The sequence below is a fragment of the Rhodococcoides navarretei genome (genome assembly GCF_038069675.1).
GTDB classification, from domain to species: Bacteria; Actinomycetota; Actinomycetes; order Mycobacteriales; family Mycobacteriaceae; genus Rhodococcoides; species Rhodococcoides navarretei.
The window spans coordinates 1,815,565-1,834,934 of record NZ_JBBPCN010000001.1; the positions used below are offsets into that span (position 1 = coordinate 1,815,565).

General features: G+C 65.5%; 15 protein-coding genes. 7 read left to right on the forward strand and 8 right to left on the reverse strand.

Annotated elements, in window-relative coordinates; all coding sequences use genetic code 11:
* Nucleotides 1-158: 158 nt before the first annotated feature.
* The gene (locus AABD04_RS08800; protein ID WP_341440917.1) at nucleotides 159-1,748 is read right to left on the reverse strand and encodes an adenylate/guanylate cyclase domain-containing protein; all 1,590 of its coding nucleotides are present in this window, start codon (nucleotides 1,746-1,748) and stop codon (nucleotides 159-161) included.
* Nucleotides 1,749-1,791: 43 nt separating this feature from the next.
* Between AABD04_RS08800 and nucS the strand changes: the two genes are divergently transcribed.
* Nucleotides 1,792-2,463, forward strand: coding sequence for an endonuclease NucS (gene nucS / locus AABD04_RS08805; RefSeq protein ID WP_243594195.1), 672 nt, complete (start codon nucleotides 1,792-1,794; stop codon nucleotides 2,461-2,463).
* A gap of 41 nt (nucleotides 2,464-2,504) precedes the next feature.
* Nucleotides 2,505-2,822, forward strand: coding sequence for an ATP/GTP-binding protein (locus AABD04_RS08810; protein WP_341440918.1), 318 nt, complete (start codon nucleotides 2,505-2,507; stop codon nucleotides 2,820-2,822).
* A gap of 30 nt (nucleotides 2,823-2,852) precedes the next feature.
* On the opposite strand, the gene AABD04_RS08815 is transcribed toward AABD04_RS08810, so the two are convergent.
* Both AABD04_RS08815 and mce read right to left on the reverse strand, forming a co-directional pair.
* Nucleotides 2,853-3,803 (reverse strand): coiled-coil domain-containing protein, encoded by a 951-nt coding sequence (locus AABD04_RS08815; RefSeq protein ID WP_243609753.1) that lies wholly within the window; start codon nucleotides 3,801-3,803, stop codon nucleotides 2,853-2,855.
* Nucleotides 3,804-3,862: 59 nt separating this feature from the next.
* Nucleotides 3,863-4,345 carry a methylmalonyl-CoA epimerase gene (mce, locus tag AABD04_RS08820; protein ID WP_374230246.1) on the reverse strand — a complete coding sequence of 161 codons (483 nt, stop codon included), beginning with the start codon at nucleotides 4,343-4,345 and terminating at the stop codon, nucleotides 3,863-3,865.
* 105 nt (nucleotides 4,346-4,450) lie between these two features.
* On the opposite strand from mce, the gene AABD04_RS08825 reads away from it, so the two are divergent.
* The 3 genes from AABD04_RS08825 to AABD04_RS08835 all read left to right on the forward strand — a co-directional run bounded on the left by AABD04_RS08825 (nucleotide 4,451) and on the right by AABD04_RS08835 (nucleotide 7,074).
* Entirely contained in the window at nucleotides 4,451-5,641 is a 1,191-nt protein-coding gene (locus AABD04_RS08825) for an acetyl-CoA C-acetyltransferase (protein WP_243594191.1), read from the forward strand.
* Nucleotides 5,642-5,719: 78 nt separating this feature from the next.
* The gene (locus AABD04_RS08830) at nucleotides 5,720-6,082 is read left to right on the forward strand and encodes a DUF3817 domain-containing protein (RefSeq protein ID WP_423228126.1); all 363 of its coding nucleotides are present in this window, start codon (nucleotides 5,720-5,722) and stop codon (nucleotides 6,080-6,082) included.
* A gap of 47 nt (nucleotides 6,083-6,129) precedes the next feature.
* The gene (locus AABD04_RS08835; RefSeq protein ID WP_341440919.1) at nucleotides 6,130-7,074 is read left to right on the forward strand and encodes a tetratricopeptide repeat protein; all 945 of its coding nucleotides are present in this window, start codon (nucleotides 6,130-6,132) and stop codon (nucleotides 7,072-7,074) included.
* A 4-nt stretch (nucleotides 7,075-7,078) separates the two neighbouring features.
* Here the strand turns inward: AABD04_RS08835 and AABD04_RS08840 are convergent, their stop codons facing one another.
* The 3 genes from AABD04_RS08840 to AABD04_RS08850 are packed head-to-tail and all read right to left on the reverse strand — an operon-like array spanning nucleotide 7,079 to nucleotide 12,747.
* A complete protein-coding gene (locus AABD04_RS08840) occupies nucleotides 7,079-8,527 on the reverse strand; it encodes a neutral zinc metallopeptidase (protein ID WP_341440920.1) in 1,449 nt (482 codons plus the stop codon).
* The gene (gene glgB / locus AABD04_RS08845) at nucleotides 8,528-10,729 is read right to left on the reverse strand and encodes a 1,4-alpha-glucan branching protein GlgB (RefSeq protein WP_341440922.1); all 2,202 of its coding nucleotides are present in this window, start codon (nucleotides 10,727-10,729) and stop codon (nucleotides 8,528-8,530) included. It abuts the gene before it with no gap.
* Nucleotides 10,730-10,740: 11 nt separating this feature from the next.
* Nucleotides 10,741-12,747, reverse strand: a complete 2,007-nt coding sequence (locus AABD04_RS08850; protein ID WP_341440923.1) for an alpha-1,4-glucan--maltose-1-phosphate maltosyltransferase — start codon at nucleotides 12,745-12,747, stop codon at nucleotides 10,741-10,743.
* A gap of 205 nt (nucleotides 12,748-12,952) precedes the next feature.
* Here AABD04_RS08850 and glgP point away from each other — a divergent pair, with 205 nt between their 5' ends.
* A complete protein-coding gene (gene glgP / locus AABD04_RS08855; protein WP_341440924.1) occupies nucleotides 12,953-15,475 on the forward strand; it encodes an alpha-glucan family phosphorylase in 2,523 nt (840 codons plus the stop codon).
* A gap of 6 nt (nucleotides 15,476-15,481) precedes the next feature.
* On the opposite strand, the gene AABD04_RS08860 is transcribed toward glgP, so the two are convergent.
* A complete protein-coding gene (locus tag AABD04_RS08860; protein ID WP_243609749.1) occupies nucleotides 15,482-17,530 on the reverse strand; it encodes an ATP-dependent DNA helicase in 2,049 nt (682 codons plus the stop codon).
* Between the two features lie 50 nt (nucleotides 17,531-17,580).
* Nucleotides 17,581-18,930, reverse strand: a complete 1,350-nt coding sequence (locus AABD04_RS08865) for a nicotinate phosphoribosyltransferase (RefSeq protein WP_341440925.1) — start codon at nucleotides 18,928-18,930, stop codon at nucleotides 17,581-17,583.
* A gap of 57 nt (nucleotides 18,931-18,987) precedes the next feature.
* On the opposite strand from AABD04_RS08865, the gene clpS reads away from it, so the two are divergent.
* The gene (clpS, locus tag AABD04_RS08870; RefSeq protein ID WP_243594183.1) at nucleotides 18,988-19,347 is read left to right on the forward strand and encodes an ATP-dependent Clp protease adapter ClpS; all 360 of its coding nucleotides are present in this window, start codon (nucleotides 18,988-18,990) and stop codon (nucleotides 19,345-19,347) included.
* Nucleotides 19,348-19,370 lie beyond the last annotated feature (23 nt).

The window sequence follows — 19,370 nt, forward strand, 5'->3', positions numbered from 1 at the left end:
CGCCTTCGCGAGGCGCGCGCAGAATCGTCAGCGATTTCGTGAGCGTTCGACAAACGCGAGCGCGTTTGCGAGGGGGGCCGGGCAATAGAAGGCCGAGTCGTCAGTGATGAAAACGGCAGGGACGCAGGGCACTACACCTACTGAGCCCAACGATCGGGTCAGGCGTGAACAGCTTCCGGCTTATCCGCCGCGACCTTGACGTCCTTCGGATTTGCGAGAACCGTTTCCGCAGACCGTCCGCGCAGGGTGACTGCATCACCGAATTCCCAACGATGCGCCTCGTCGTCGGCGGCACCATCTACTGCGGTCTTGGAAGCAAGGATCGCCCCTGGAGCGTTCTTCGCCAGCTCGGAGAGGCGAGCGGCCTCGTTCACCGGGTCTCCGATGACCGTGTACTCGAATCGGGATTTTGCACCGACGTTGCCGGCGACTGCGCGTCCAGCGGCAACGCCCACTGCAGCACTGCATTCGGGTACTTCGACCAGCAGCCGTCGGGCAATGGCTCGTGCTGCGGCCAATGCGGAGCCGCAGTGGTCGGCAATTTCGTTGGGAGCTCCGAAGATTGCCAGCGCAGCGTCGCCCTCGAATTTGTTGATGAAACCGCCGTGGTCGTCGACCTCGTCGACGACCACGGCGAAGAATCGATTGAGTAGGTCCACGACCTCGGTAGGGGGCCGGGATGCTGCCAACTCGGTCGAACCCACGAGGTCGATGAAGAACACCGCAATATCGCGTTCCTGTCCGCCGAGTTCGCTGTCGGACTGCAGTGCCTTCTCGGCAACCTCGTGGCCGACGTGCCTACCGAACAGGTCGCGGATCTTCTCCCGGTCGCGCACCCCGTCGGCCATCCGGTTGAACCCGCTCTGGAGCTCACCGAGTTCGGTGCCGTCGTACACCGCGAGGCGGACGTCCATGTTGCCCTTTTCCACCTCGGCCATCCCCGCCCGTACGTTGTTGATGGGCGAGGTAGTTGCGAATCCGCCGAGGACAGTCAGTGCGAAACCGAAGATGATGGTGATTCCGCCGAGGGCAAGGATGGAGACGGCGAGCTGGTTGGCGCTCGTCTCGGGTCTGAGGAATCGGAAGACCGCGATCATCATCAGTCCGGAGACAGGAACGCCGGTCCCCAACAACCACGACAGGATCGACCGTCCCATGACACCGGCGATTCGGATACGACGTGGATCGCCCGCCTCGAGCGCACGAGCGGCGATGGGCCGCAGCGCGAACTCACTGAGCAGGTAACTGAACGCGCACACGACTGTGCCGCCCGCGGCAATGGTGAACGCCACCTTGGGGATCGCCTGGGGGTCGATGATGCCGTCGATCGTCGTCAGCAGGATCAGTCCACCGGTCCACAATGCGACCTGCATGCGCGTCAGACGCCACGGCATGGCGAGAGTCGCGACCTGCTCGGATCGTGTCGGTCGACGATCCTCGATGCCCCACCGCAGACTGCTCAGCGCGCTTGTGGTTCCCCAGACGACGCCGACCAGGAATGCGAGAAAGACGTAGACCGGCACGACGATGAAATTGACCCACCAGTAGCGATCCATGTCCAAGACGTCCGGGCCCGGAACCACGACACTGATCAGAACGCCCACGATGACCGCGCCGATCAAGTTCGACAGCACCAAGAAGACGGTCAGCAGCAGCTGAATTCGGATCCGTCGTCGACGTGGCGACTCGGAGGTGTCGCCGAGCAGTCGGGAACCCAGGGGAGCGGCAGATCGTCTCAGTTGCGGCATGGTCGTCACAGACTAACGGGGGGTCCTGCCTTAAGGTGGTCGAGTGCGTCTAGTTATTGCTCGTTGCCAAGTCGACTACGTCGGCCGCCTCACCGCACACCTCCCGTCCGCTCGTCGCCTGCTCCTCGTCAAGTCCGACGGATCGGTGAGCGTGCACGCGGACGACCGGGCCTACAAGCCGCTCAACTGGATGTCTCCGCCCTGCTGGACGGTCGAGACCACCGAGGGCGAGACGATCAAGTGGATCGTCACCAACAAGGCCGGCGAGGAACTTCGTATCACCATCGACGACGTCGAGCTCGACTCGAGTCACGAGCTCGGCATCGATCCCGGGTTGGTGAAAGACGGTGTGGAGGCCCATCTTCAAGAGTTGTTGGCCGAGCACGTCAGCACCCTGGGCGATGGCTACACGCTCGTACGTCGTGAATACATGACGGCCATCGGACCGGTGGATCTGCTGTGCCGCAACGCCGACGGCGGAACAGTGGCAGTGGAGATCAAGCGGCGCGGCGAGATCGACGGCGTCGAACAGCTGACTCGCTATCTGGAACTGCTCAATCGTGATCCCCTGCTGGCTCCGGTCAGCGGAGTGTTCGCTGCGCAGGTCATCAAGCCGCAGGCGAAGACACTGGCCACCGATCGCGGCATTCGTTGTCTCACACTCGACTACGACGTCCTACGGGGGACCGACAGTACCGAGTTCCGTCTTTTCTGACGACTGTCGGTATCGGTCGACCCGTTCTCTACACTGGACGAGTGCCTCGTCGTAATCAGCCCCGCAGACCGAATCGGAGCGGTCCGAGTGATATCGGTCCGGCTACCGATTCCGTGCTGGGTGGCAACCGGGTCGAGGTCGGTCCGGACGGAGACACCTACACGACGCGCATGGTCCCGGGCGCCAAGGCGGTCAAGACCTATCGCTGTCCCGGCTGCGACCACGAGGTGCGGCCGGGCGTCGCGCACATCGTTGCGTGGCCGTCGGACGACTTCGGCGGTGCAGACAATCGTCGGCATTGGCACACCGGGTGTTGGTCGGGCCGAAACACGCGAGGCCTCACCCGCAGGTGGTCGTAGCGGGGGAGGCCAGGCGCAGGACGACACGAGTCAGGACGTGGAGTCAGCCGATTCCTTCTCGTCCTCGGCCTTCGCTGCAGCTTTCTCTTCTTCCTTCTTCAGGATCGCGGTCGGGTCGGGATTGTCGAGCAGTTCGCTCTCTCGATTGACCGAGGCGAGCATCGCCGGTACCGAATCGAGCTGACCGCGAATTCCGAGCAGCTGGGCCAGCACTCGACTGCGCAGTACACGCAGTTCCTCGGCCAGTTCCTTGGAGTGCGCGATCCGCCGCTCGGCCTGTTCGCTGGCGGACTGAAGCCGTCGCGCAGCCTCGGTCGTCGCCTCTTCGATGCGGCGGGCGGCATCGGACTTGCTCGACGCTTCGAGCTCTTCGAGGGCAGAGAGGACCTTGGTGCGGCGCTCGGCCATCGTGATCTCGAAGTCCTCCTGAACCTCGGCGCGCTTGGCCTCGGATTCGGCGGCCAGCTTGTCGCGTTCGGCCTGCGCGGCCTCGACCACGCGAGCCGCCTCGGTCCGCGCCTGGGCCATGGTCTGCTCGTGCTCGGCCTCGAGTGCCGTCCGACGCTCTTCGAGTTCGGCCACCAGCGACTCGTGCCGTCCGCGCAGACGTGCACTCTCCTGCTGCGCAACCGAGATCATTTCCTCGGACTCCGAGTGCGCTTTCGCGCGGACCTCGGATGCCTCGTCCGACGCCAGCCGCAGCATGCGCGAAATTCGGTCGCTCATGCCCTCCGCGGTGGTGGGCGGAACCGACAGGCGATCGATGTCCTTGCGGAGTTCGTCGATCTCGTCTCGAGCGTCGTCGAGTTGCTTCGCCAGATCACGCGCCTGCGCTGCAGCCGCATCACGATCGGCGGTCGTCAGCCGTAGTTCGGCGTCGAACCGCTCGAAGTAGTTGGTGACTTCGTCGCGATCGAACCCCTTCCGGACGATGGAAAAGGGAAGTTGCACCGCGGAGGTGCGCTCATGATCGATGGCCATGGCCGTCAATTTACCGGTGAGTCAAGTAGAGAGCCATACGGCTGATTCACAGAGTTCGATCAGTGCGCGTCGGGGTTCGGTTCGACGAGTTCGATGAGCACGCCGCCGGCGTCCTTGGGGTGGACGAAGTTGATCCGAGAATCGGCGGTGCCGCGGCGCGGGGCGTCGTACAGCAACCGAACGCCGCGAGCGCGCAGCTCGGTCGAGATCTCGTCGATGTCGGTGACGCGGTACGCCAGCTGCTGCAGTCCCGGGCCGTTGCGGCCGATGAACTTGGCGATGGTGGACGACTCGTCGATCGGCGCGAGCAACTGCAGTGCAGCGGACTTCTCCGGTGCTCCGGGGAACGAGAGCATCGCCTCCCGGACGCCCTGTTCCTCGTTGATCTCTTCGTGCACCGCAACCATCCCGAGGTGATCGGTGTACCAGGCGATGGCGGCGTCGAGATCGGGCACCGCGACACCCGCGTGGTCGATAGCCGTCACCAGGTCGGAGCGCAGCGGGGCTCCCGTGTAAGACTGCGTGCTGGAGGTCATGGCCATGACGTTAGCGCCAGCTGCGTTTCGGTGCTTCGCCCGGCCGGTATCGGCAGGCGGCGTCGGAGCGTTGATCTCGACAAGGCCGTCTTCACACTTTCGGAGGAAATCGTGACCACAACAGTCATCGTCGCCGGTGCTCGCACGCCGGTCGGGCGCTTCTCGGGCGCACTCAAGGACTTCTCGGGATCGGACCTCGGCGGGATCGCCATCAAGGGTGCACTCGAGAAGGCCGGTGTTGCTCCGGATCAGGTCGATTACGTCATCATGGGGCAGGTTCTCACCGCCGGAGCCGGCCAGATCCCGGCACGCCAGGCAGCTGTTGCTGCCGGCATTCCGATGACCGTGCCCGCATTGACGATCAACAAGGTCTGCTTGTCCGGTGTCGATGCCATCGCGCTGGCCGATCAGCTCATCCGCGCCGGAGAATTCGAGATCGTCGTCGCCGGTGGCCAGGAGTCGATGACCCAGGCTCCGCACATGCTCGAGAAGTCGCGCGCGGGATTCAAGTACGGCGATGTGACGATGCGGGATCACCTGGCGTACGACGGTCTCTACGACATCTTCACCGACCAGGCCATGGGTGCGCTCACCGAGCAGCGCAACCAGAACACCGAGGTCATCACTCGCGAAGAGCAGGACACCTTCGCCGCCGCGTCGCATCAGAAGGCCGCTGCGGCCTGGAAGAACGGCGTCTTCGACAACGAAGTGGTCCCGGTGTCGATTCCGCAGCGCAAGGGCGAGCCGATCCAGTTCACCGCGGACGAAGGCATTCGCGCCGACACCACAGTCGACTCCCTGGGCAAGCTTCGCCCTGCCTTCGACAAGGCCGGCACCGTCACCGCGGGTTCGGCGTCGCAGATCTCCGACGGTGCTGCCGCCGTCGTGGTGATGAGCAAGGAGAAGGCGGAGTCGCTCGGTCTGACGTGGCTCGCGGAGATCGGTGCACACGGTGTGGTGGCCGGTCCCGACTCCACGCTGCAGTCGCAGCCGGCTCGCGCGATCGCCAAGGCATGCGAGAAGGACGGCATCGATCCGAAGGACCTCGACGTCGTCGAGATCAACGAGGCGTTCGCGGCGGTCGGAATCGCGTCGACACGAGAACTCGGCATCGATCCGGAGATCGTGAACGTCAACGGTGGGGCGATCTCGATCGGGCATCCCCTCGGCATGTCGGGAGCTCGCATTGCTCTGCATCTGGCTCTCGAGCTGCAGCGACGCGGCGGCGGAGTGGGCGCGGCCGCGCTGTGCGGCGGCGGTGGACAGGGCGACGCCCTCATCGTTCGAGTACCGAAGCAGTAGGACTCGTAGTGGCTCTGGAGAAGAACTGAGACCAGAGCCACTACGTTCTGTCGTAGCAAACCGGGCACAATAGCGGGCATGACCAATTTCTTCGACCTGAGCAGCACAGCAAAACGCTTCCGTTTCGTCGCCGTGCTCGAAGCGTTCACCTGGCTCGGACTGCTGATCGGAATGGCCTTCAAATACATCCCCGCCGACGGCAACGAGATCGGCGTCAAGATCTTCGGGCCGATCCACGGCGGCGTGTTCGTCGTGTACTTGGCCGTCGCCGTGCTGACGGCAGTGAAGCTGAAGTGGGACGTCAAGGCGACCTTGCTCGCACTCGTCGCGGCGTTTCCCCCGTTCGGCACCGTCGTCTTCGAGATCTGGGCCGCGCGCACCGGACGCCTCGCCGAGCTGAGCACCGGCCGGCCCTTCGCCGACGCGAAGGTTCCGTCCTGACTGCCCGCCAGTGGATGACGCATCGGGTTAGTGACAAACTGTAGGACGTGACTCGACCCGGTTCCCGTCCTCCCGTCCGCCCGTCAGCTGCCGTCCCCGCCTCGATTGCCGGTGCTGTCGACTTGTCCGTTCTCAAGGACCGTCCGGCACCTGCTCCTGCGGCCGAGCCCGCCGGTGAAGCCGGGGGACTGGCACCGATCGTGGATGTGACCGCGGCGACGTTCGAGGCCGAGGTTCTGCAACGATCCACACAGGTCCCGGTGATCGTCGATCTCGGTTCCGCCCGGTCCCCGCAATCGCAGGCGTTGACGCGACAGCTCGGCCAACTGGCCGTCGAGGCCGCAGGTACGTGGGTTCTCGCCCGAGTCGACGTCGATTCCAATCCGCAGATCGCGCAGGCGTTCGGTGTGAAAGCCATTCCGACGGTGGTAGCCGTTGCAGCCGGTCAGCCGCTGGCCGACTTCGAGGGAACGCAGTCGGACGAGCAGCTGCGTCAGTGGCTACAGGCCGTCGAGCAGGCGATTGCGGGAAAGCTCACCGGGCCTCCCGGGGCGGCCGCTGCAGAACCGGAACCCGAAATCGAGGACCCCAGAATCGTCGCCGCCGAAGAGGCCATCGACGAGGGCGATTTCGACAAAGCAGCGGCTGCCTACCAGGCCATCATCGACGCCGAACCGAAGAACACCGACGCCGTCGCGGCGCTGCGTCAGGTCAAGTTCCTGGCTCGGGTGCAGAACGTGGCACCGGACGCCGTCGAGATCGCCAACGCAGATCCCGCGAACATGCAGGCCCGGATCGACGCCGCGGACGCCGAGATGGCCGGTCAGCAACCGGAGCAGGCCTTCGCTCGTTTGATCGACGGAATCAAGATAAGTGCAGGCGACGACCGAACTACGCTGCGCACCCGTCTGCTCGAGTTGTTCGAGTTGTTCGACTCGGCCGATCCGCTGGTCGTCTCTGCACGGCGTAAGCTCGCTTCGGCGCTGTACTGACCGGTCAGTTGTAGCGCGCGTCGCACCGTTCCTTGCCGCCGAGAACTCCCGAACGGAACGCATCGACCCGGGAGAAGCCGGACGGCAGCGTCGTACCGTTGATGTCGCTGGCGGCGAGGCCGTCGCTGAGCAGTCCCGATACGGCTTCGTCGAGATCGCCGGGGGACAGCACTATGTCGAGGCCGGTGTCACCGTTCTCGGCGCTCATCGCCGAGGTGATGACTCCGGACAGACACGCCGATCGTAAGGCGGTCTGTGGGTCGTCGAGCCGATGGCCTGCTTCCTTCTGCACCGCGAGCGTGTAGCGCGAGGCGAAGAGCACGTAGGCGCTGTAGTCACCGGAGACGTTGAGCGGCAAGATATCTCCGCGTTGTGGGGTCTCGGGTTGTCCGATTTCGGCCAGGTCCTCGACGTCGACACCGATGGTATTGGTCGACGGGCAGTACGACACCGGCGCGGTCGCCTCGGCGTCGGGACACCCGGTGTCCGACCCGGAGTAGTCGACGGTCGGCGGATCGGCGACGGGCAGCACCGCTTCGAAGGACCGAGTGAACAACCCGAGGGTGTCCTCGGTGACCGGTAGCTCACCGGAGTCGTCCGGGTCACTGAACTTCTGCGGCAACGATGCTCGACGCGAATCTATCTCGGCTTCGTCGATGCCGATGCAGGCTGCCGCGCCGTCGGTGAACCCGATCTGCACTGCGGTGACGCGCTCGAAGGCCGAACCGTGCACCGATTCGGGATCGTTGGGATCGACGTCGCGCACGGCAACGGTTGCTGCGAGAACGCCGTTGAGTCCGTCGGAGGTGTTGATGGTGAAGTGCGGCACATCGTCTTCGGCGACGTGGCGGATGAACGCACCGGCGAAACAGTCGGCCTGTTGTTCGGCGACGATGGTCGGGGTGTCGTCGCCGACGAGACCCGACTGGTGCTGAATGGCATGGCCGTATTCGTGGGCGATCACCATCACCACCGACATCGGCCCGAAGGCATCGACCAGAGCCGGCAGCAGAATGGTGCGATCCCAGCCGATCGAGTCGTCGCGGGTGCAGTAGGCGGCGTTGGGGATACCGCCGGTGCGGTCTCCGCAGAATCGGACGCCCGATCCCTCGTCCTCGGACGCGTCCCACGAGACGATCTCGGACACCGGGGTGAACGAACCTTTGAACAGGTTCGGATACTGCTGTTCCCAGAATCGTTGGATGTCGTCGACCGCGTTCGTGGCGAGGATGTCGGAGTCGGTGCCCTCGGCGTTCTCGACTGTGATGGTCGAATCGGGGACACCGGGACGCGGCCCGCTCGGGCCGCTGGTGACCGGAAGTCCTGCGACGCTGAACGGATTCTCGTAGATCGATACGGCGGTTCCGCTGACGGTCTGCGCGCAGGCGGTCAGCACGAGCAGCCCTGCGGTGGCGGCCGCGGCCAGAAGTCGGGGTGTGCGGCCGCCACTCATCTACTGCTCCAGTTTGATCCAGATCGCCCCGTTGGCAGGTAGGGCGACCTGGCCTGACGCCGGTCGACCGTGCCACGAGTGCGATGTTGCCGTCACTTCACCCAGGTTGCCCACACCGGAGCCACCGTATTCCGATGCATCGGTGTTGAGAATCTCGATCCAACGGCCTGGTTCCGGTAGTCCCACACGATAGCTGCCGTGCTCGGTCCCGGAAAAGTTGAAAATACACGCGATGACCGAACCGTCGGACCCGTACCGCAGAAAGCTCAGCACGTTGTTCTCGGTGTCGTTGGCGTCGATCCACGAGTACCCGCTGGGGGAGGTGTCGAGTGTCCACAGTGCCGGATGTGACCGGTAGGTCGAGTTGAGATCGGACACAAGGGTTTTGACGCCGTTGTGCAGTGGCTCCTCCTCGATCTGGTACCAGTCCAGACCACGTTCCTCGGACCACTCACGAGTCTGTCCGAACTCCTGTCCCATGAACAGCAGTTGCTTACCGGGGTGCGCCCACATGTAGGCGAGCATGCCGCGCAGACCGGCCGCCTTGGCGTAGTCGTCGCCGGGCATCCGAGTCCACAGCGTGCCCTTGCCGTGCACCACCTCGTCGTGGCTGATGGGAAGCAGATAGTTCTCGCTCCACGCGTAGACGAGAGAGAAGGTGACCTCGTGGTGGTGGTAGCTGCGGTGGATGGGATCACGCCCGAGGAAGCCAAGCGTGTCGTGCATCCAACCCATGTTCCACTTCATGTTGAACCCGAGTCCGCCGACATTCGTCGGGCGGGTGACGCCGGGCCATGCCGTCGACTCCTCCGCCACGGTGACCACACCGCGGTGCTTCTTGTGCACCGTTGCGTTCATCTCCTGCAGGAAGGTGACGGCCTCGAGGTTCTCACGGCCCCCGTAGATGTTCGGCGACCAGCCGCCCTCGGGCCGGGAGTAGTCCAGGTACAGCATCGACGCCACCGCGTCGACCCGCAGCCCGTCGATGTGGAACTCGTCGATCCAGTACAGCGCGTTCGCGACCAGAAAGTTGCGAACCTCGCGTCGTCCGAAATCGAAAACGAGTGTGCCCCAGTCGAGTTGCTCGCCGCGCTGCGGGTCGCCGTGCTCGTAGAGCGGGCCACCGTCGAACCGGGCCAGGGCCCATTCGTCCTTGGGGAAGTGCGCGGGAACCCAGTCGACGATCACGCCGATTCCGGCGCTGTGCAGGTGGTCGACGAAGTAGCGGAAATCGTCGGGGCTGCCGAACCGCGAAGTCGGTGCGTAGTACGCCGTGACCTGGTAGCCCCAGGAGCCGCCGAACGGATGCTCGGCGACCGGGAGCAGCTCCACGTGGGTGAAGCCGGTCTCGGTGATGTACTCGGCCAGTTGCTCGGCGAGCTCGCGATACCCGAGGCCCGGTCGCCAGGACGCCAGGTGGATCTCGTAGACGCTCATCGGTGCCTGCGTCGGCTCGATGCCGGCCCTGGTATCGAGCCAGGCGTCGTCGTTCCAGGTGTACGAGGATGCGGTGACGACCGAGGCCGTCGACGGGGGGATCTCGGTGGCGAAGGCCATCGGATCGGCCTTGTCCTTGACCGAGCCGTCGGAGCCGTGGACGCGGAACTTGTACAGCGCGCCCGGCGCGATGTCGGGAGCGAAGACTTCCCACACGCCGGTCGATCCGAGTGCTCGCATCGGCCAGCTTCGCCCGGTCCAGCCGTCGAAGTCGCCGACGAGCGTGACGCCCTGGGCAGCGGGAGCCCATACCGCGAACGACGTGCCGGTGACGGGGCCGTCCGGTGTCGCGTAGGACTGCTGATGTGCGCCGAGGATGTCCCAGAGCCGTTCGTGCCTGCCCTCGCCGAACAGGTGGAGATCGAGTTCGCCGAGAGTGGGCAGGAACCGGTACCCGTCGGCGGATTCGGAGACGTGTCCACCGGGCCAGGTCACCACGAGCCGATAGTCGATCAGGTCCTCGAACGGCAACAGCACCGAGAAGAGCCCGTGCGCGACGTGGGTCAATTCGTGGTCGACGCCACCGATGCGGGCGACGACCTTCTCGGCGTCGGGTTTGAGCGCTCGAATCGCCGTTCCGCCCGGCATCGGGTGAGCGCCGAGTACGGAATGCGGGTTGTAGTGCCGCCCCGCGGCGATGAGTTCGAGATCGTTGTCGGACGGGGCTGCGACGGTGTCTTCGGGCGTCGTCGGATTCTCGGTCACGTTGAATCCCTTCACTTTCGGTTGCCGCGGTAGGCCAGTTCGATTCGTGCCGGGTAGGGGATGTGGGGGAGCGTGAAGATGTGCGCCACCGACGTCCAGGGCTCGAGCCGGACGAAATTGGTGTGGCCCCAGTCGTAGTGGACGCCGCTCACTTCGTCCTTGATCGTGAGGGTGTCCTGCCAGTCGTGGCCCAGAGCCGGCATGTCCAGGTGGATGGTGCCTTCCTCGGCCCCGAAGGGATTGAGGTTGATCACCACCAGGATCGAGTCACCGGTCTGCGGGTCGAACTTGGAGTAACCGATCAACGCCTCGTTGTCGATGCTGTGGAAGTGGATGTTGCGTAGCTGCTGCAGCGCCGGATGTGCACGTCGAATCGCGTTCAGCGTGGTGATCCAGGGCTCGAGCGACTCGCCGCGGGCGAGTGCACCCTCGAAGTCGCGTGGACGCAACTGGTACTTCTCCGAGTCCAGGTATTCCTCGCTGCCTTCGCGCACGGCCTGGTGCTCGAACAGCTCGTAGCCGGAGTAGACGCCCCAGGTCGGAGCCATCGTTGCTGCGAGAGCTGCTCGGAGAGCGAACATTCCAGGCCCGCCGTGCTGCAGGCTCTCGTGCAGGATGTCCGGTGTGTTGACGAACAGGTTCGGACGTGCGTCGTCGGCGCGTCGTGCATGCTCTTCGGCGAACTCGGTCAGCTCCCATTTCGCAGTACGCCAGGTGAAGTACGTGTACGACTGGGTGAAGCCGCGCTGCGCCAAGCCGTACATCCGTACCGGACGGGTGAAGGCCTCGGCGAGGAACAATACGTCCGGGTCGGTCTTCTTGACCTCGGCGATGAGCCATTCCCAGAAGTCCGGCGGCTTGGTGTGCGGGTTGTCGACTCGGAAGACCTTGACACCCAGCGAGATCCAGTATCGGACCACGCGAAGCACTTCTTCGTAGATGCCACGGCGGTCGTTGTCGAAGTTGACCGGGTAGATGTCCTGGTACTTCTTCGGGGGGTTCTCGGCGTACGCGATAGTGCCGTCCGGCAGCACCGTGAACCACTCGGAATGGGTTGCAGCCCAAGGGTGGTCGGGAGCGGCCTGGAGGGCGAGGTCGAGTGCCACCTCCAGGTTGTGCTCCTGTGCGGCGGCGACGAAGGCGCGGAAATCGTCCTCGGTGCCCAGCTCGGGATGGATGGCGTCGTGTCCGCCGTCCTTCGATCCGATGGCCCACGGTGACCCGACGTCCTCCGGGCCCGGGGTCAACGTGTTGTTCGGGCCCTTGCGGTTGATGGTGCCGATCGGGTGGATCGGCGGCAGGTAGACGATGTCGAATCCCATGCGCGCGACGCGAGGCAACTGCTCGATCGACGTCGCGAACGTGCCGTGCCGCGGTGATCCGTCCTCGTTCCACCCCCCGGTCGACCGGGGAAAGAACTCGTACCAGGCACCGTTGAGAGCGAGATTGCGATCGACCCAGATGTTGACGGCACGCGAGCGGGTCACCAGCTCGCGCAGGGGGTGCGCGAACAACAGGTCGGCGACCGACGACGCGAACGCCGAGGACACGCGGGCCGGGAGCGGGCGGTCGGTGTCGCGCAGCGCGGCGGCGACGTCGGCCAGCAGTTGTCTGCTCTCGGCAGGCACTCCGGTGGCAGCGCGCAGGAACAGCCGTGCACCGATCTCGAGGTCGTTCGCGAGTTCGTGAGCACTCTGGCCCACTCCGAGCTTGGCTTCGACAGCATGGCGCCAGGTGCTGATCGGGTCGCTCCATGCTTCGATGCGGCAGATCCAGTAACCCGGCCGAGAGGGGACGAACACCGCGTCGAACGTGTCGGGTTCGCGGCCCGGTGTCATCGGGATGCGTTCGAGCTTGCCTCCCGGTCCCCGCACCGACAGTGTGGCGGCCACCGCGTCGTGACCCTCGCGCCAGACGTCGGCGGAGACCGGAAAGGTCTCGCCCACCACCGCTTTCGCGGGGTACTTCCCGGTCGTCGTATCTGGAAGGACATTGTCGATACCAAGTCGACCTGTCACTTCACACTCCATTCTTCGCTAGAGGTATGGCTGCGCGGGCGCAACCTCTTGTCGAACCGATATTGGTGTGCTTCTACTCGTCAACCGTAGTGCAGCAGCGCAGATGGCGCGTGCGCCGACGCATACTTGCCGCGCCTTACGCAGCAGAGCAGATTTCACGTAAGACACCCATCGACACCGGTGTCCGTGGGTAGGGTTCGACTCTGTGAAAGCTTTGCGCCGATTCACCGTCCGAGCCCACCTTCCCGCCCGCTTGAATGCCCTAGCCGAGCTGTCGACAAACCTCAGGTGGTCGTGGCACTCGTCGACGCAGGATCTGTTCGAGCACATCGATCCACTGTTGTGGACCGAACTGGAGCGCGATCCGGTGGCCGTACTGGGAGCCGTCGCCCCTGCGCGCCTCGAGGAACTCGCGGTCGACGATCGCTTTCTGGCCGATCTGGATGCCGCCGTGGCGGATCTGCACGACTACCTCGCCCGTCCGCTCTGGTACCAGAACCAGCTGTCCGAGGGTCGGGCTCTGCCGTCGGGTATCGGGTACTTCTCGATGGAATTCGGCGTCACCGAGGTGTTGCCCAACTACTCCGGCGGCCTCGGAATCCTGGCCGGTGACCACCTCAAAGCCGCCTCCGATCTGGGTCTGCCGTTGATCGGCGTCGGGTTGCTCTACCGCTCGGGATACTTCCGCCAGTCCCTGACGGCCGACGGCTGGCAGGCCGAGCGCTATCCGTCCCTCGATCCACACGGTCTCCCGCTGCGGTTGCTCACCGACGACAGCGATTCTCCGGTGTTGATCCACGTGTCGATGCCGGGATCGAGGGTCCTGCGGGCGCGCGTGTGGATCGCCCAGGTGGGACGCGTCCCGCTGCTGTTGCTCGATTCCGACATCGCCGACAACGACCCGGAGCTGCGCGGGGTCACCGACCGGTTGTACGGCGGCGACCAGGATCACCGCATCAAGCAGGAGATACTCGCCGGTATCGGCGGAGTTCGTGCGATCCGGGCATACACGCGTGCGCACGGATTGCCCGACCCGGAGGTGTTCCACATGAACGAGGGCCACGCCGGTTTCCTCGGCGTCGAACGCATTCGCGAACTCGTCACCTCGGGCGCGCTGGACTTCGACGCGGCGCTGGCCGCGGTGCGAGCCGGAACTGTCTTCACCACCCACACCCCTGTCCCCGCCGGAATCGACCGGTTTCCGGCGGATCTGGTGCGGCACTACTTCGGTAGTACGGACGGAGGGGCGGACTCGGCGCTGCTGCCGGGGTTGCCGATGGACCGAATTCTCGCCCTCGGCGGCGAGAGCGACGCCTCGGTGTTCAACATGGCGCACATGGGATTGCGTCTGGGGCAACGCGCCAACGGAGTCTCGAAACTTCACGGCATCGTCAGCCGTGAGATGTTCAACGACCTGTGGCAGGGCTTCGACGCCTCCGAGGTGCCGATCGGGTCGGTGACCAACGGGGTACACGCGCCGACGTGGTCTGCCCGGGAGTGGGCACAGGAGGGGGAGCTGTCCTCGGAGCGTGTGTGGTCGACACGTAACGCTCTGCGTGCGCAATTGGTGGACGAGGTGCGGCGTCGGGTTCGGCGTTCGGCACTCGAACGCGGCTCCACTCAGGCCGAGATCAGCTGGACCGCGAATGTTTTCGATCCGAACGTACTCACCGTCGGATTCGCTCGGCGGGTGCCGACGTACAAGCGCCTGACCTTGATGCTCCGCGAACCCGAGCGACTGCGCGCGATGTTGCTCGACCCGGTTCGCCCGGTCCAGTTGGTTGTCGCGGGCAAGTCGCACCCCGCAGACGACGGTGGAAAGGCGCTCATCCAGCAGATCGTCAAGTTTGCCGATCAAGCCGACGTACGGCACCGCATCGTGTTCCTGCCCGATTACGACATGTCCATGGCGCGCTTCCTGTATTGGGGATGCGATGTGTGGCTGAACAATCCGCTGCGACCGCTCGAAGCGTGCGGCACCTCGGGCATGAAGTCCGCACTCAACGGTGGCCTGAACCTGTCGATTCGCGACGGGTGGTGGGACGAGATGTACGACGGGGAGAACGGCTGGGCCATTCCCACTGCGGACGGCGTCACCGACGACAACCGCCGCGACGATCTCGAAGCCGCCGCGCTGTACGAACTGCTCGAACAGGCTGTGCTACCCAAGTTCTACGACCGCGGGGACGACGGAGTGCCGAGTCGCTGGATCGAAATGGTGCGGCACACCCTCGAACAGCTGGGCCCGAAAGTGTTGGCCTCGAGGATGGTTCAGGACTACACACTGGGCTACTACGCGCCTGCTGCCGAATCCGCCCGTGCGGCCTCGGCCGAGGATCATCGCGGTGCCACGGACGTCGCGTCGTACCGCCGCCGCGTCGAACAGGCTTGGGGCGCAGTGAAAGTCACCCGCGTCGACAGTGACGGCCTGCCGGACACCCCGGTGATCGGTGCGGAGCTTTCGCTGCGCGCCAACGTCGATCTCGGTGGACTGGACGCGTCGGACGTCGTAGTGCAGGCAGTGGTGGGCCGGGCCGATGACGAGGAGAACCTCACCGACATCAGAACGACGGCCATGTCGCATGTGGGAACCGAGGGCGGTGAGCACATCTATGCCGGCCAGACGTCGCTGCCGCACAGCGGTGCGGTGGGGTACACGGTGCGCGTGTTACCTCATCATCACGGTCTCGCCTCGGATGCCGAACTCGGCTTGGTGGCGACGCCGTAAGGGCAGCTACTTTCCGGCCAGGCGGGTGAGCGCCTTGCGGACCACCTCCGGGTCCGAGGTCTCCCAGAACGGCGGCAGCGAGGCACGCAGGTACCCGCCGTAGCGGGCGGTGGCGAGCCGCGAATCGAGAACGGCCACAACACCTTTGTCGTCGACGCTACGGAGCAGTCGGCCGACACCCTGCGCCAGCAGCAGGGCCGCGTGGTTGGCGGCGACCGCGAGAAAGCCGTTACCGCCGCGGGATTCGACGGCCTGCTGCCGGGCCACCAGCAGTGGATCGTCGGGCCTCGGGAACGGAATACGGTCCAGGATGACCAAACTCAGCGACGGGCCAGGGACGTCGACACCCTGCCACAGCGACAGTGTCCCGAACAGGGAGGTGGCCTCGTCGTCGGCGAACTTCTGCACCAGTGCGCCGGTGGAGTCGTCGCCCTGGCACAGGATCGGTGTGTCGAGGCGTTCGCGCATCTCCTCGGCGGCTGCCTTGGCGGCACGCATCGACGAGAAGAGTCCGAGCGTTCGGCCGCCTGCGGCGCTGACCAGGGACTCGATCTCGTCCAGGGATGACTTCGACAGGCCGTCACGTCCGGGCGGCGACAGATGCTTGGCGATGTACATGATGCCGGCCCGCGCGTGGTCGAACGGCGAGCCGACGTCGAGCGAATTCCACCTGATCGACCCGGTGTCGGACGGCGGTTCGACGCCGGACGCCATCGCGGTGTCACTGCGCGACGGCTTCTCTGCCGGCAGCCCCCAGTTGACGGCCAACCCGTCGAACGATCCACCGACGGTCAAGGTCGCGGAGGTGAGTACCACGGTGGACTCGGCGAACAAGCGCGCTCGCAGCAGTCCGCCCACCGACAGCGGAGCGATGCGGACGGTGCGTTTGACGTTGCCGCGGAAATCGTCGACGGCATGCCAGACGACGTCCTTGCGTTTGGCCGGATCGGGTTCGTCGAACGCCGTGAGAACACGGACAGCGCTGTCGTGCACCTCGTCGACCGCGACGAGTGCGGCGCTGCGAGCCGCGGCGGCCTCGGGATCGCTGGCCGCCATGCCCTGCTTGTTGGGGCCGATCGCGGTCCGCACCGCCCAGGCGGCGTCGCGGATGGAGGCGAGTGCGGGGCCGACGCCGTCGGGGAGGGACTGCCAGCGGCTCGGGGGTAACTCGTCGAGAATTGCGGCCCAGTTCTCGGCAGCTCCCTCGAGCTGGTCGACCGTCTCTTCTTCGATCAGTTTGGCGCTACGACGCGCCGCGGCGGTGACGGTTGCGGCCGACAGTTCCTCGGTGGCCACCCCGGTCACCCGATCGACCAGTTCGTGGGCCTCGTCGACGACCACGACGTCGTGCTCGGGCAGGATCTGGATGCCGGTGATCGCGTCGATCGCCAGCAGGGCATGGTTGGTCACGACCACGTCGACCTGGGCGGCCTCGGTGCGGGCGCGCTCGGCGAAGCAGTCCTCGCCGACCGGGCAACGTGATTTGCCCAGGCATTCCCGCGCGGTGACGCTGACCTGACGCCAGGCTTGATCGCTGACCCCTGGCACCACGTCGTCGCGGTCACCGGTCTCGGTCTCGGACGACCACTTCGTCAGCCGGACCACCTCTCGTCCCATGCGGGAGACGGCGAACGGGTCGAACAGTTCCGCGTCCGGTGCCTCCTGCGCAGCGCCGGTATGGATCTTGTTCATGCACAGATAGTTGTTGCGGCCCTTGAGGATTGCGAACTTCGGGCGACGGCCGACTGCCTCGGTCAGGGCGTCGGACAGGCGGGGTAGATCGCGGTCGACCAGCTGCCGCTGCAGCGCGATGGTGGCCGTCGAGACGATGACCGTCTTGCCGGATTCCACCGCGTGCCGAATGCTCGGCACCAGGTAGGCGAGGGACTTGCCGGTGCCGGTGCCCGCCTGCACCGCGAGATGCTCACCGGTATCGATCGAGTGCGCTACGGCCGAGGCCATCGTCAGCTGATTGCTGCGTTCCTTGCCGCCGAGCGAGTGCACCGCGACCTGCAGTAGAGCGGGAACGGTTGGCAACTCGGTCTTCGACGGCACCGAAGCAGACTACTGCCGATCGCCCACCCGGTTCGGTATCGACACCGCAGTTACCCCTCGACGAAGCGGGTGGGGATCGCCGGCTCGCCCTGGGACAGTTTCAAGCCCTCCCAGGGGAGGCTGACCAGCCGTCGGGCCAGCAGGTCACGGCCGTCGGTGAGCGTCGGAAGATCGGCGACCCGTTCTCCGCCGCGGACCAACGGGGTGGTCAACGTCTCCACCGTCAGATCGCTCTCGACGGTCGGGGGAGCGTCGAACGGATGCACGATCTCCTCGATCGCGGTGCCTGTGCTCCGCGCCGTCCGCACAGCGGCCTTGGTACCCCCACGCGATTCCTTGTGGCTGCTCCGCTTGGCGACGGGGATGCCGTCGACGGTGACCAGCTTGTAGACCATGCCCGCCGTCGGAGCACCGGAACCGGTGACCAGTGACGTGCCGACGCCGTAGGAGTCGACCGGCTCGGCCCGCAGTGCGGCGATGGCGTACTCGTCGAGGTCGCCGGAGACGACGATCCTGGTCTTCGGCGCACCCAGTGCGTCCAGTTGGTCGCGAACCTGGCGCGCGAGTACGCCGAGGTCGCCGGAGTCGATGCGCACACCGCCGAGTTCGGGCCCGGCCACCTCGATGGCGTTGGCGACGCCCTGGGTGATGTCGTAGGTGTCGACGAGCAGGGTGGTGCCCACGCCGAGCGCGCGCACCTGAGCCGCGAAAGCGGACCGTTCGTCCGGGCCGTCGGCGGTGGTGTGCAGCAGCGTGAAGGCGTGCGCCGACGTACCAGCGCCAGGGACACCGTGGCGTCGGACGGCTTCGAGATTCGATGTTGCGGTGAATCCGGCGAGGTATGCCGCCCGCGAGGCAGCGACGGCGGCCTCCTCGTGGGTGCGCCGCGATCCCATCTCGATGATCGGACGGGACTTGGCTGACGCCACCATCCGCGCAGCCGCGGAGGCGATCGCACTGTCGTGATTGAGGATGGAGAGCACGAGCGTTTCGAGGACGACGCACTCGGCGAAGGTGCCGCGGACGGTCAGGACGGGAGAGCCGGGAAAATACAGCTCGCCCTCGCGATAGCCGTCGATGTCGCCCGTGAACCGGTAGTTGCGCAGCCATTCGACGGTGTCGGCGTCGAGGAATTCGGCGACGATCCGCAGCTCGTCCGGGCCGAACCGGAACCGCGTGATGGCGTCGAGAATGCGTCCGGTGCCCGCGAGAACTCCGTATCGCCTGCCACCAGGTAGGCGTCGCGCGAACACCTCGAAGCTGCAGATGCGATCGGCGTAGCCGCTGGCCAGAGCCGCGGACAGCATCGTGTACTCGTACTGATCGGTCAGCAGCGCGGTGCTGGCACCGTCGCTGGAATTCGCGTGATCCGTGGTCGCGTCGTTGCTCACCTCGCCCACACTACGAGCGAAGGGGCGAGCGTGGGAGGCTGGCCCGACACGCCGTACCCTGTTGCCATGCCTTGGTTGACGGTGGATGGAACGCTTCTGCCCGTGGACGGCTTCTCGGCAGGTGAGGTGGTCGCCGCGTCACCGCAGGCGGTTCCGGCGCAGTCCGAGGCCGTTGCAGCGGACGAATCGCACGACACCCCCTGGGTCACCATCGTGTGGGACGACCCGGTCAACCTGATGCACTACGTGACCTACGTGTTCCAGAAGCTGTTCGGCTACAGCAAGGCCAAGGCCACCGAGCTGATGATGCAGGTGCACTCGGAGGGCAAGGCCGTCGTGTCCAGCGGTGAGCGCGACGCGATGGAGAACGATGTTCGACGGCTGCATGCGGCGGGTCTGTGGGCCACCATGCAGCAGGACAAGTAGTAGCTCGCCCCCTCTTCGTCAGA

Excerpts from the sequence above, each read along its gene's own strand:
- AABD04_RS08800 (WP_341440917.1), bottom strand. The coding sequence starts at position 1,748 with ATGCCGCAACTGAGACGATCTGCCGCTCCCCTGGGTTCCCGACTGCTC.
- AABD04_RS08815 (WP_243609753.1), bottom strand. The coding sequence starts at position 3,803 with ATGGCCATCGATCATGAGCGCACCTCCGCGGTGCAACTTCCCTTTTCC.
- mce (WP_374230246.1), bottom strand. The coding sequence starts at position 4,345 with ATGGCCATGACCTCCAGCACGCAGTCTTACACGGGAGCCCCGCTGCGC.
- AABD04_RS08830 (WP_423228126.1), top strand. The coding sequence starts at position 5,720 with ATGACCAATTTCTTCGACCTGAGCAGCACAGCAAAACGCTTCCGTTTC.
- AABD04_RS08840 (WP_341440920.1), bottom strand. The coding sequence starts at position 8,527 with ATGAGTGGCGGCCGCACACCCCGACTTCTGGCCGCGGCCGCCACCGCA.
- clpS (WP_243594183.1), top strand. The coding sequence starts at position 18,988 with ATGCCTTGGTTGACGGTGGATGGAACGCTTCTGCCCGTGGACGGCTTC.